Here is a 13,077-nt window from a genome sequence, read left to right on the forward strand (position 1 = left end):
AATATTCATAAAAAATCATAATATACAGTATTATGTTGTATATAGTCACGAAAATGTTGAATAAATAAACAAAAGGCGTTAATATTAATACATAGCATAAATACGGAGGAAATCAAAATGACAGAAAAATTAGTATTGGCCTATTCAGGTGGTTTAGATACATCAGTTGCAATTCCTTGGTTAAAGGATAAAGGGTATGACATTATTGCCGTTGTTTTAAATGTTGGACAACATGGTAAAGATATGGAAATGATTCAAGCAAAGGCACTTCAAGTTGGCGCAAGCCAGTCGATTGTGATTGATGCGCAAGCAGAGTTTGCTGATCAATATGTTGCACCTGTCATCAAGGCTAACATGCTGTATGAAGGTGAATATCCAATGGTTTCTGCCTTATCACGACCTTTGATTATTAAAAAATTAGTTGACATTGCCCATGAGAATGATGCTGTTGCGATTGCGCACGGCTCAACTGGTCATGGTAACGATCAAGTTCGTTTTGAAGCAGCTATTCATGCGTTAGACCCTGATATGAAAATTGAAGCACCAATTCGTGAATTTCAGTGGTCGCGTGAAGAAGAAATTGCCTATGCTGCTGAACATAATGTTCCCGTACCAGTTGGTTTGGAATCACCTTATTCAATTGATGAAAATCTTTGGGGTCGTGCTAACGAAGCTGGTATCTTGGAAAATCCTTGGAACCAAGCACCAGAAGGTGCCTATGCTCTGACAGCACCAATTGAAAAGACACCAGATACACCAGAATTTATCGATGTGACATTTGCTGCTGGTGTGCCAGTTGCGCTTGATGGTGTTGAAATGCCATTGGCTGATCTCATTATTAAATTAAATGAGCTTGCAGGTGCACATGGTATCGGTCGAATTGATCATATTGAAAACCGTTTGGTTGGTATTAAATCACGTGAAATTTATGAAGCACCTGCTGCAGCTGTATTGATGACAGCGCACAAAGATTTAGAAGATTTGACACTCGAACGTGATGTGGCACACTTTAAGCCAATGATCGAGCAACAATTAGCTAATTTGGTCTACGAAGCTAAGTGGGTATCACCATTATTTGATGGTTTGATGGCATTTATTGACGAGACACAAAAGAATGTTAACGGTGTTGTTAAAATGAAGATGTTCAAGGGAAATGCGATTGCGGTTGCACGTCAATCGGAGCATAATTCATTATATGATGAAGATTTGGCTACCTACACAAGTGCATCATCATTTGATCAAGAAGCAGCAGTTGGCTTTATTAAGTTGTGGACATTGAGTAACACAGTTTATGAACAAGTGAACCATGTGCATTCAGTAGATAAGAAAAATAAAATTAAGTAAGTTCATGGCGTTTTTCGCCGTACATAAGGGAGAATAATTATGGCAACAACGAAATTGTGGGGCGGTCGGTTTACTGCAAAAGCAGCAGAATGGGTAGATGAATTTGGGGCATCCATTCACTTTGATCAGCAAATGGCTGCAGAAGATCTAGAAGGCTCAATTGCACATGCAACAATGTTGGGTAAACAAGCGATTATCACACCGGAGGAGTCGGCACAAATTGTTGCCGGGTTGAAATCTTTACAGGAAGAATTAACCCTAGGAACGTTAACGTTTGATGTGAAGAATGAAGACATTCATATGAATATGGAGGCGTTGTTAACTGAAAAAATTGGTGCTGTCGCAGGCAAGTTGCATACAGCGCGTTCACGTAATGACCAAGTAGCGACTGATTTTCATTTGTGGGTGAAACATCGTTTGCCTCACGTGTCTGAAGCATTAACTGAACTACAAGAGACACTGCTAACCTTGGCAACTACGCATGCTGGCACAATTATGTCTGGCTATACACACTTGCAACACGCACAACCAATTACGTATGGCCATTATTTGCTTGCTTATTTTGAAATGTTTCAACGTGATTATGAACGTTTTGAATTTAATAACAAGCATACCGATATTTTACCCCTAGGTGCTGCAGCATTAGCAGGTACAACATTCCCAATCGATCGTGAATTCGTTGCGGAACAACTTGATTTTAGTGACATTTATCATAATTCATTAGATGCTGTATCTGATCGCGATTTCGCTTTAGAGTTTTTATCAAATGCTGCTATTTTGATGATGCATTTATCACGTATGGCAGAAGAATTAATTTTATGGTCAACTTACGAGTTTAACTATATTGAACTCTCAGATGATTTCTCAACAGGTTCATCAATCATGCCACAAAAAAAGAATGCTGATTTTGCTGAACTTGTACGTGGTAAGACAGGTCGGACATATGGCGCATTGATGGCACTGTTAACGACGATGAAGTCATTGCCTTTAGCGTATAACAAAGACATGCAAGAGGACAAAGAGCAGGTATTTGATGTGATGGACACAGTCATTGCGTCGATTAAAATATTTACTGGTATGCTTGGTGGTCTTAAAGTGCATGAAAAGAGGATGCTTGCTACCACGCAAGATGATTTTTCAAATGCAACGGAGTTGGCTGATTATTTGGCCACAAAAGGTGTGCCATTCCGTGAGGCACATGCCATCGTTGGTCAACTGGTCTTACAAGGATTACAAACACACACGCCATTACAAAAAATGTCATTAGAGACGTTACAAGCAGCAGCGCCACAAATTGAAGATGATATTTATCATGTATTGGCATCGCAAACGGCGGTTGACCGTCGGACATCATTGGGTGGTACAGCAGTAAGCAATGTGAAAAAAGAAATTATTAGAAATCAGAAGAAGCTGGAGGCACGTCAATGAACTCACATTTTCAAGGTAAATCATTTTTAAAAGAAATTGATTTTTCCAAAAAAGAATTAGAAACGCTTATTGATTTAGCAGCACATTTTAAGTATTTGAAGAAAAATAATATACCACATCCTTATCTTCAAGGGAAAAATATTGCATTATTATTTGAAAAAACGTCAACACGGACACGATCAAGTTTTACTGTTGCGGCGAATGATCTTGGCGCGCATGCTGAATTTCTGGGTCAACATGATATCCAATTTGGCAAGAAAGAGTCATTAGAAGATACGGCTAAAGTCTTTGGACGTATGTATGATGCCATTGAATACCGTGGCTTTTCACAAGATATTGTTGAAAAGTTGGCACAATATTCTGGTGTTCCTGTTTGGAATGGCTTGACTGATTCATGGCATCCAACGCAAATGTTGGCGGATTTTTTAACGATTAAAGAGCAATTTGGTCATATCGAAGGTGTGACGTTGGCTTATATGGGTGATGGCCGTAATAACGTCGCTAATTCGTTGTTGGTTACTGGTGCCATTTTAGGTGTCAATGTGCATATTGTTGCCCCTAAAAGTTTACAGCCAACACAGGAAATTCAAGCATTAGCTCAAAAGCAGGCAAATTTATCGGGTGCGGAATTGTTGGTTACTGATGATATTGCAATTGGTGTGGATGCTGCTGATGTTTTGTATACAGATGTCTGGGCATCAATGGGAGAAGAAGAAACATTTGAAGAACGAATTAAGTTGTTGACGCCTTATCAAATTAATGAAAAATTAGTAGCGCTGACACATAACGATCAGACAATTGTTTTACATGACTTACCAGCATTTCATGATTTAAAGACGACTATGTCACAAGAAATCTATGAGAAGTTTGGTATCACAGAGATGGAAATTACGGATGCTGTTTTCCATGCACCATATGCACATCAATTTGAACAAGCTGAAAATCGCTTACATACGATTAAATCTGTTATGGCAGCGACTTTGGGGAATTTATTTATACCAGAAGTTTAATTAAAAAAAGTTGGCAGTTAGCCAACTTTTTTATTGTAGAAATGAGCGCCTACAAACAACATGAGCGATAGCACAATGAGTAGTGTCAAGCCACCAATACCTTTTTGAGCCCCTACTATCATACCGGTTTCTGGTGATGCATGTACAGCCGTTGTGATAAGCTGTGCAACGATAGCTGTTGCTGAAGCCCCGACAAATTGTTGTGTTGTATTTAATATACCGTTACCATCGGCTGTTTGCGATGGTGGCAACGTTGCTAAAGTGACAGTCATTAAATTCGCATAAGAGAAGCCAATGCCGACCATTAAGAGCATGTGCATGAACATTAATGTCCAAAAATTAAGTTGTTGAAAATAACTGACCATGAGTATTAAGGCAATTGTAGAAATAATCAAACCAATTACCACTGGTCGAAACTGACCAAAATGATCCAGTAGAGAGCCTGAAATCGGCGCTAGAATGGCACCAATCAAAGCACCGGGGAACATAAAGAGACCGGCTGCGGAAGCATTAACGTGTAATTGTATTTGTAAATAATTGGGTAAAATGAAAGAAAGACCGAGCAAAATCGCTTGATAAACTAAGAAACTGTACATATATAGGTTAAAATTAAGATTTTTAAACAAAGTGAGATGTAATAAAGCTTGTTTTTTGTTGGCAATATAGAAAGCACTCAATGATACTATACCAAGAACTAACATGATGAGCGATAACTTTTCCACTGCAAGTAGCGATAAGCTCAATCCGATAGCTAAAAAGGCAAATGTGTTGATTGGAAATTTCTCATTGCGAGAAACTGTTTCATTTGGAATGCTCATCAGGCCAATAATTAATGATATTAAAACTAAGATAATTAAAAACCAAAAGATTGTGCGCCAACCTAATGTATTCAATAGTATGCCACCGTAAGTTGGCCCAATTGCGGGTGCCAGTGACGTGATCATACTACCAATACCCATCATCATGCCTCGACTTTTGATAGGTGACTGCGTTAAGATAATATGAAACATCAGCGGCAGCGCAATTCCTGTACCAATACCTTGAAGCACACGACCAAGTAATAGAATTGTTAATGAGGGGGAAAGGCTATTTAGAATAATACCAACAAGAAATAACATATTTGAAACGATGAATAATTGTCTTGTTGAAAAATTGCGAATTAAAAAAGAAGAGATGGGTACAATAATAGCGATGGCTAACAAGTAACCTGTTGTTACCCATTGAACACCATTTGCATTTGTATTAAACTCGGTCATTAATGTTGGAAATGTGACATTCATAGCGGTTTCGATTAGAACGCCACTAAAGCTTAAAATGCCAGAAGCGATGACGGCGGGAATAACTTTCCAATGATTTGTATGCATAATATTCTCCTAAACACAAAAAATAAAAAGAGGTATGACATTATCAAAAATGATAATGTCACGCCTCTTTTTTCGGCACGAATAAAATCGTGCTATCTGTACGAAACAACATAATTCAATTTAACAGATTGGGACCTGTTTTGTCAATAGGGCTGTTTATTATTTGGATTAGTTAAGGGGTTGCCACTGCCAATTTTCAACTTCTGGCAAGTCTGTTCCCTTTGAACGTGTGAATGACACATGCTTATCTAACTTATCGTTCATTAACTGTATCAGATCAGCATGCTTAACTGACGTTTCAGTTGGTAATAATTCAACTGCAGCCTTGACTAAGTTGAAACGATCAATTTTGTTCAAGACACGCATATCAAATGGTGTGGTGATATCACCAGCCTCACGATAACCATGAACAGCTAAATTATGATTATGGCGCTTGAAGAAGATAGATTCAACCATTGGTGCATAACCATGGAAGGCGAACAAAACAGGCACATCAGTTGTAAAGTAAGCATCAAACGCGTCTTGGCTCAAACCGTAACTTGCATCTGAACGTAGTTTAAACAAATCCAAAACGTTGATATAACGAATTTTTAATGTTGGTATTTGTTCGTGCAAAATTTGAATTGCAGCCAAACTTTCAGTTGTTGGTTCTGATCCAGCAGAAGCAATGATGATATCAGGTTTTTCACCATGATCCGTACTTGCCCAATCAACAACACGCAGCCCTTGAGTAACAAGTTGCTTGGCTTCAAGTGGTGTGAACCATTGTAAGCGAGGGTGCTTACTTGCGACAATATAATTAATTTGTTGCTTTGTTTGCACAGCATGTTCAAATGTTGCGACTAAACTATTGGCATCAGCTGGGAAAAATTCGCGGATGAAATCAGGTTGCTTTTCATAAAGCATGGTGGTAGCACCAGGATCTTGGTGTGAGTAACCATTATGGTCTTGTTGGAACACAGTTGAGTTAGCAATAATATTTAAGGCAGGGACATCTTTACGCCATGAAACATCATGTGAATGATTCAACCACTTAAAGTGTTGAACAATCATGTCGTCGACTTCACGTATGAAGACCTCATAACTTGCAAAGAAACCATGACGGCCTGTTAATGTGTAGGCTTCTAACATACCTTCGTCATAATGCTCTGACAACATTGAGTCGATAATACGACCTTCAGGTGCCATGAATTGATCATTTGGTTCTTTAATTGGTAGTAACCATTGACGATTAGTCGTTTCAAAGACATCTTGGAAACGATTCGAAGCTGTTTCATCTGGACCAAAGCCGCGGAAATTCGTTGGGTTTAGCTTGATGAGGTCTCTAATATAACCACCTAACAAAATAGCATCTTGCGCTAAATCATTACCAGGTACTTGACGATCAACGAGATAATCATTAATATCTGGGAGATTAAGTGGCTTAACGACACCAGCGTTTGTCACGCTGTTATTAGCCATACGTAATGACTTTTTAGGTAATACTTCTTGAATTTCTGGGGCTAAATGACCAGCTTCATCAAATAATTCCTCAGGTTGGTACGACTTTAGCCAATTAACCAAATCAGGGATATATTCAGGATGGTTTTGATCTGCAGGGATTGGAATTTGGTGAGCACGGAATGAATTTTCAATCGGTTGACCGTCCCAACTCTTAGGACCAGTCCAGCCCTTTGGTGAGCGCAATACAATCATAGGCCATGTTGGCCGTGTGACTTCTTCGCTACTTTGGCTTGCAGCAGTCGCACGAATAGCTTTAATTTCCTCAAAAACGGTATCCATTGTGTGGGCCATTTCTTCATGAACTTGCATAATAGGCTTATCAAATGAACTAACAAAATAGGGATGCCAACCGAGGCTAGTAAAGTATTGTGTTAGTGTTTCATCAGTTTCACGTGACAAGACAGTGGGGTTAGCAATCTTGAATCCGTTAAGGTTTAAAATTGGTAAGACTGTCCCATCGTTTTTAGGATTTAAAAACTTATTGACATGCCAAGAAGTAGCTAACGGTGCAGTTTCAGCTTCACCATCACCAATGACAACAGCAGCAACTAAGTCAGGGTTATCAAGAACCGCACCAGCACCGTGAAGGATAGAATAGCCTAAAGCACCACCTTCATGAATTGACCCAGGTACTTTTGGATCAGCGTGTGATGCAACACCGCCAGGGAATGAAAAACGTTTGAACATTTTTTGCATGCCAGCAGTATCTTGTGTGATTTCTGGAAAGGCCTCAGTATAGCTACCATCTAAATAAGCATTTGAAATCATGACTTGACCACCGTGACCAGGTCCTTCAACGTAAAACATGTTCAAGTTGAATTTATTGATTGCACGGTTAAGGTGTGCATAGATAAAGTTTTGGCTTGTAATTGTTCCCCAGTGACCAATCGGATGAATTTTAACCTGATCCGCTGTCAGTTCTTCTCTAAGTAGTGGGTTATCCAATAAATAAAGTTGACCGACTGATAAATAGTTAGTAGCTCGCCAGTAAGCGTCTAGATGATCAAGATAATTCTTTGAGTCAATACTCATGTTAGTTAAGTCCTCCAAATTAATATGATTAAAGTAAAATGCACAGGGCAATCGTTGTAAAAAATATCGCAAGAAACACAGAAAAAATTACTTTGCAAAGTATTTTGAAAAATTTATCATGCTATGATGCCGTCATTATTTTTACAAACCTATCGTATAGGTTATTTATATAAAAGTCAACACCAATATGTTAATTGGTTCGTACCAATTAACATATTGGACTTTATTTATATCGTGAAAAAGCGCACAGTGGAGAGGATTTTTACATATCAACGCTTGTTTTAACATTGATAATAAGTTGCATATTGTCAATGTGATGTGGTAGAATCAGTTTGTTATTAATCGATTAATTAACATACTAGGGGTGCTTCACAAGAAGCTGAGAGAGAAGTGATAGTCTTTGAACCCTTTGAACCTGATCTGTTGCAAACAGCGTAGGAAAGTGTGAAATATAAAGGGCCGCTAGGGTGCCATTATAGATAGACATACTATATCTAGAGCGTTTGCAGTATCAAAAATGATTGCAAACGCTCTTTTTCTATGTTCTAAATTTTAGGAGGAATATTTCTTGAGAAACCATGTATTCTTGGCAGCACCATTTAAACAACTATTAACCCATGACAAAGTCGTTGATTCACAAAGTATGAGTTTAATTAAACAGGTGATGCAACTACTTGAAGAAGCAGACTTTGTTGTCGATAACGCGCATCAACGTGAGGGATGGGGTCAACATATGATGACCCCAGATGAATGCACCATGGCAGATTTTGAAGCAATAAAAAAATGCCATCTGTTTATGGCATTTCCGGGGTATCCAGCATCGCCTGGTACACATATTGAAATAGGCTGGGCTTCGGCATTTGATAAACCAATTGTCTTGCTCTTACAAGAAAATACAACCTACGCTTATCTTGTGAGAGGTTTAGGAACTATCAGTCGCGTCAATTATTTATATTACAAAGATACTGCAGATTGTTTATTAAAAATTAAACAATTTTTGAATGACAAATAATGATTGTACGTCATCACAGAGGAGGAAACGAAAGATGTCAACGTATGAAAATTTTGATAGCGCCTATATGTCTGTACTTAATGACATTTACAACCACGCTGACTTTTTTAATCAACCTCGAGGGTTTCAAAGTCGCGAAAAAATCGCCTATCATTTTAGGATTAATCAACCAGTACAAAGAGGCATTTATAATCAAAAAAGAAAATGTAATATTATATTTAATTTTGCCGAAGTATTATGGTATTTAACAGGTAATAACCGCTTAGATTACATCAGCTACTATAATAAAAAAATGCCAGATTATTCAATGGATGGCCGTATTTTAACAGGTACTGCCTATGGATCGAAATTGTTTAATGATAAAGGTCAACAATCAAGTCAATGGCAAAATGTTAAAGATTTATTAATCAAAGATCCAGATTCTAAACGTGCAGTATTACAAATTTTTGATGGCAGTGAGTTGGCTATTCCAAACAATTTAGATGTGTCGTGCACTTTGGGTCTACAATTTTTTATTCGAGATAATCATCTAGATATGATTGCTTATATGCGAGCTAATGATGCTTTTCGCGGTATTGTGAGTGACGTTTTCTCATTTACCTTTATTCAAGAATTGATGGCGCGTGAGCTCCATATACCAGTAGGAAAGTATTATCACAGTGTAGGCACCATGCACATCTATGAACCTGATAATTTATGGGTAACGCATGTGTTAGAGACGCCAAACGAAGCACAATTTAAATTTCCAGAGATGCCACTCGAAAATAATTGGGATATGATTCAAGAATTGATGGCGTACGAAGAAAAACTGAGAAAAAACGACATTATGATGGATTGGCAGGCCATTTTAGCGACACATATGGCGCCTTATTGGCAGCAAATACTAGCGCTGTTTAGCATATATCAAATGATTCACTATAATAAAAAAATTGATCGAACAGTGTTTGATCATTTATTACCAATTTACCAGTATTTTGTGCGTAATAAATGGCCCAAGCATGTTGTAAATTTAGAGGTAGATAGCAATGAATAATCTTTTTGAAAGTGACAAAATAGCTAACCAATTTAATGCATACAATGATGTGTTAGAGCAAGTATTGGGTTATAGTCATATATTATCTTTTTTTTCAAAGCATCAAGCAGAAACGATATTGGATTACGGTTGCGGACCAGGTAAAGTCGCTTTAAGGCTGGCACAACAAACAGGATCCAAAATCATTGCTGTTGATGAATCTGATCGTATGATTGCTATTGCAAACCAACAACGCGCTCATAAACGTATTGATTATCAAGTGGTAAAAAATGACAGTTTGAGTTCTGTGCCTAGTGAATCACTTGATGGCGCGATTGCTTGTTATGTTTTTATTAATAATGGTTCAGAAGTGCGTATAAAGCGAATTATGTCAGAAATTTATCGTGTTTTGCGTCCTAAAAGTCACTTTATTGTGCTGGATACCAATCCAAACACAACTGGTGTGCCTTTTTCAACATTTCAAAATGGTTCGAAGGACAAAGTCTATGGTTATGGTGAACAGCGTGTTGAAAAGCTGCATGTGAATCAGCAAGAAGATTTGATTTTACATGATTTCAATTGGCCAAATCAAATGTATGAGAGCAATTTAAAAAATGCAGGATTTAACCATATCACGGTAAAGTACCCGACAATCAATGATTTCAATGCTGAGCAGATTGCGACTATTGAAGCACAATATGGCAATATTAACTGGGGAAACGAACGTACGCAGTCACCTTTTATTTTATATGAAGCGACTAAATAAAAATATCCGATAGACACGTTATAAGCGTCTATCGGATATTTTTTTGATTACTTTTTAATTTTTAACTGGGAAACTAACTGATGATCTGGTGTAACAAATAGTGTTTGCTGTCCTTCAAAGATAACAAAACCAGGTTTTGAACCGTTTGGCTTCCGAAGCTTTCCGGCTGGTAGGTAGTCAACAGGAACATTGGCTGAATCGCGTGCCTTACTAAAATAAGCAGCAAGTTTTGCGGCTTCGACCAATGTTTCGTCTGATGGGTTTGGTGAGTGAATAATAACATGTGAACCGGGTATGTTTTGAACGTGTAGCCAAATATCACGACGATCTGCTTGTTTTAACGACAGGCGTTCATTTTGTAAATTATTTTTACCGACTTCTATATGTGTACCATCTGTGCTTTGAAACTGATCCGGTTTTGACACTTTTGGCTTTTGCTTATTTTTCTTGTTGGCACGAATGTAGCCACCATTTGTTAATTCCAAGCGAATGTCTTCAACATCTTTAGGGGAAGCGACATCAAGTTGTGCAACAATGTTGTTGAAGTATGCAATTTCAGCATCAGTCAGCGCCATTTGTTCATTGACATAGGCAACAGCAGTGCGCAATTTACGATACTTTGTAAAATAGCGCTCGGCATTTTTTAAGCCATTAAGTTTGGGATCCAGCGGAATTTTAAGCAGTGCGTTGTTGTTGTAGTAATTTTCAATCTCAACGGATGTCATCCCTTTTTGGACGAGATGTGGGTAGGTGATTAATAAATCACCCATGACTTTTAAATCATCAGCATTTTCAGCATCATCTAATGTTGCTAATAACTTTTTTCGTTTCGACGTATTCTTCTTAAGTTCATTTTTAACAACACGAACCAATGAACCTGCTTGCTGGTTAACACGTTCGCGTTCGGCTCTGCCAATGTAGTAAGCGTCTAGCATATCCCCAAGTGTTTGGAAATGTTGTGCGTTCGTGTGGTCTTGTAACCAATCGAAGGCCGCATAGCTTAAAGCACCTTTATCAGAAGTGAATAAGGTAGGCTTGAGGTTGTTAAAACGTGCGAGCCAATTTTTGGCATGTGCAAGGTGATCCCCAGGTTGATTAATTGTACGCGCTAAACTGACGGCAGAATCACGACCAAATCCCTGATAAGTTGATTGAATCGTTTTTGCCCAGTCATCAAATGGTGTGTCTAAAATCATAGGAGCTAAAACATCTAACCCTTCGGTAAAGGGATTAGCTAGGTTTTGTGCGGGGGGGAGCACATACGTTGCACCAGGCATGAGAGAGCGAACACGATTTTGGTCTGCAGGGACATGTTTTATGAGTTCTAAAATGCGTGAATCTTCTTCTCTGACTAAGAACAAATTGGAATGACGCCCCATCATTTCAAGGGTCAACCGAATTTCTTGTACATCGCCTAGCTCATTACGCGCATTGACGTAAAAATTAATGATACGATCATTGTCAATTTGTACAATTTTTTGTAACTTAGCCCCTTCCAAGTAACGACGTAGAAACATCACAAAGTTTGGCGCGGTTTGAGGATTTTCGTAGGGAATACGGGTGATCTGTGCACGTGCGTATGTAGGATGTGCGCTGAGGAGCAGTGGGTAGTTCACGCTATTGTTACGCACAACTAAAACAATTTCATTTGGGTAGGGTTGATGAACTTTTGTAATGCGTCCACCAACGATTAATTCATTAAATTCATGCACTAAAGCATGTGTAAAAAGACCGTCTAAAGGCATTCTAATAGTTTCCTTTACTGTTTTGACAAGCTGGTTAACATTGTTAATGTTATGAAATTCATCAACGATTAGTTACTGTACATATTGTACAGCAACTAATCGTTCTTTTGTGGACAACAAAAAAATGAGTGACTAATCACTAGTTTAGAACTGGTAATTAGCCACTAAGTATCTTGTAAAGTACTAGACAATTTTTGAACCGTGAACTTCGCTAACACCTAATGCATCTGCAATACGTTGGGCGTTTTCAGTATTGATGCCACCACCAGGAAGAATGGTTACGTCAGCAGGGGCTGTATTAACAAGTACTTGTAGATTGGGTAATAGATCAAAGATGGGTGTTTCAAGTTGCCCACCATGCGTTAAAATGCGTTTGACACCATGTTCGGATAGCCAATACATTGTACTTTGTTGCTGATCCACATGAATATCATCAAAAGCCATATGCATAATTACTTCCAGGTTTAATTCACTAGCACGTGTAATCAATGCCAACATCGCCTTTTTATCCAATAAATGATCACGTACCACACCGAAAGTGACTAATTGACCACCCAGGTCAGCAATTTGTTGTAAGGTATCATGCATTTGTTGCAATTCAATGTCATCGTATGCAAAATCACCGCCACGAGGGCGAACCATAATGATTACTGGTATGTCGTCAATTGCTATCAGTGTATCAATGATTGTACGTGTATCAGGCGTGAGACCACCTAATGCTAACTGGCTATTTAATTCAATACGATTAGCGCCTTTGTCGCGCATTTGTCTGGCAGCTTCAACAGAATCAACGGCTGCTTCTTTAATTGTAATTGTCATGTCATCATTTTACCATAAAATTGCAAACAAAAAACCTGCGCC

At 38.3% G+C, this 13,077-nt stretch carries 10 protein-coding genes and 1 riboswitch; of the genes, 6 read left to right on the forward strand and 4 right to left on the reverse strand.

Annotated features, from left to right (window positions below; genetic code table 11):
* Window positions 1-117: 117 nt before the first annotated feature.
* From LKI_RS09225 to argF, 3 genes are read left to right on the forward strand one after another with little or no spacing between them, the layout of a single operon-like run.
* Complete coding sequence (locus LKI_RS09225) at window positions 118-1,344, forward strand: argininosuccinate synthase (protein WP_013103880.1); 1,227 nt, start codon at window positions 118-120, stop codon at window positions 1,342-1,344.
* Window positions 1,345-1,383: 39 nt separating this feature from the next.
* Window positions 1,384-2,772 (forward strand): argininosuccinate lyase, encoded by a 1,389-nt coding sequence (gene argH, locus LKI_RS09230; protein WP_013103881.1) that lies wholly within the window; start codon window positions 1,384-1,386, stop codon window positions 2,770-2,772.
* Entirely contained in the window at window positions 2,769-3,782 is a 1,014-nt protein-coding gene (gene argF / locus LKI_RS09235; protein ID WP_013103882.1) for an ornithine carbamoyltransferase, read from the forward strand. The genes argH and argF overlap by 4 nt, the downstream gene beginning before the upstream one ends.
* A 17-nt stretch (window positions 3,783-3,799) precedes the next feature.
* On the opposite strand, the gene LKI_RS09240 is transcribed toward argF, so the two are convergent.
* Together LKI_RS09240 and LKI_RS09245 are read right to left on the reverse strand one after the other, a co-directional pair.
* The gene (locus LKI_RS09240) at window positions 3,800-5,146 is read right to left on the reverse strand and encodes a DHA2 family efflux MFS transporter permease subunit (protein ID WP_013103883.1); all 1,347 of its coding nucleotides are present in this window, start codon (window positions 5,144-5,146) and stop codon (window positions 3,800-3,802) included.
* 168 nt (window positions 5,147-5,314) lie between these two features.
* Window positions 5,315-7,681, reverse strand: a complete 2,367-nt coding sequence (locus LKI_RS09245) for a phosphoketolase family protein (RefSeq protein WP_013103884.1) — start codon at window positions 7,679-7,681, stop codon at window positions 5,315-5,317.
* A gap of 350 nt (window positions 7,682-8,031) precedes the next feature.
* Window positions 8,032-8,139, forward strand: a riboswitch (TPP riboswitch).
* A gap of 110 nt (window positions 8,140-8,249) precedes the next feature.
* Between LKI_RS09245 and LKI_RS09250 the strand changes: the two genes are divergently transcribed.
* The 3 genes from LKI_RS09250 to LKI_RS09260 are packed head-to-tail and all read left to right on the forward strand — an operon-like array spanning window position 8,250 to window position 10,471.
* Window positions 8,250-8,693 (forward strand): nucleoside 2-deoxyribosyltransferase, encoded by a 444-nt coding sequence (locus tag LKI_RS09250; protein ID WP_013103885.1) that lies wholly within the window; start codon window positions 8,250-8,252, stop codon window positions 8,691-8,693.
* 34 nt (window positions 8,694-8,727) lie between these two features.
* Complete coding sequence (locus LKI_RS09255; RefSeq protein ID WP_013103886.1) at window positions 8,728-9,726, forward strand: thymidylate synthase; 999 nt, start codon at window positions 8,728-8,730, stop codon at window positions 9,724-9,726.
* Entirely contained in the window at window positions 9,719-10,471 is a 753-nt protein-coding gene (locus LKI_RS09260) for a class I SAM-dependent methyltransferase (protein WP_013103887.1), read from the forward strand. Before LKI_RS09255 ends, LKI_RS09260 begins: the two co-directional genes overlap by 8 nt.
* A gap of 47 nt (window positions 10,472-10,518) precedes the next feature.
* On the opposite strand, the gene LKI_RS09265 is transcribed toward LKI_RS09260, so the two are convergent.
* A complete protein-coding gene (locus tag LKI_RS09265; protein WP_013103888.1) occupies window positions 10,519-12,216 on the reverse strand; it encodes an NFACT RNA binding domain-containing protein in 1,698 nt (565 codons plus the stop codon).
* A gap of 183 nt (window positions 12,217-12,399) precedes the next feature.
* Window positions 12,400-13,035: a copper homeostasis protein CutC gene (locus LKI_RS09270; protein WP_013103889.1), complete on the reverse strand. Its 636-nt coding sequence runs from the start codon at window positions 13,033-13,035 to the stop codon at window positions 12,400-12,402.
* Window positions 13,036-13,077 lie beyond the last annotated feature (42 nt).

Source organism: Leuconostoc kimchii IMSNU 11154 (assembly GCF_000092505.1).
Taxonomy (GTDB): domain Bacteria; phylum Bacillota; class Bacilli; order Lactobacillales; family Lactobacillaceae; genus Leuconostoc; species Leuconostoc kimchii.

Bases quoted from the DNA above. Each gene is read 5' to 3' on its own strand.
- LKI_RS09225 (WP_013103880.1), top strand. From the start codon at position 118: ATGACAGAAAAATTAGTATTGGCCTATTCAGGTGGTTTAGATACATCA.
- argH (WP_013103881.1), top strand. From the start codon at position 1,384: ATGGCAACAACGAAATTGTGGGGCGGTCGGTTTACTGCAAAAGCAGCA.
- argF (WP_013103882.1), top strand. From the start codon at position 2,769: ATGAACTCACATTTTCAAGGTAAATCATTTTTAAAAGAAATTGATTTT.
- LKI_RS09240 (WP_013103883.1), bottom strand. From the start codon at position 5,146: ATGCATACAAATCATTGGAAAGTTATTCCCGCCGTCATCGCTTCTGGC.
- LKI_RS09245 (WP_013103884.1), bottom strand. From the start codon at position 7,681: ATGAGTATTGACTCAAAGAATTATCTTGATCATCTAGACGCTTACTGG.
- LKI_RS09255 (WP_013103886.1), top strand. From the start codon at position 8,728: ATGTCAACGTATGAAAATTTTGATAGCGCCTATATGTCTGTACTTAAT.
- LKI_RS09260 (WP_013103887.1), top strand. From the start codon at position 9,719: ATGAATAATCTTTTTGAAAGTGACAAAATAGCTAACCAATTTAATGCA.
- LKI_RS09265 (WP_013103888.1), bottom strand. From the start codon at position 12,216: ATGCCTTTAGACGGTCTTTTTACACATGCTTTAGTGCATGAATTTAAT.
- LKI_RS09270 (WP_013103889.1), bottom strand. From the start codon at position 13,035: ATGACAATTACAATTAAAGAAGCAGCCGTTGATTCTGTTGAAGCTGCC.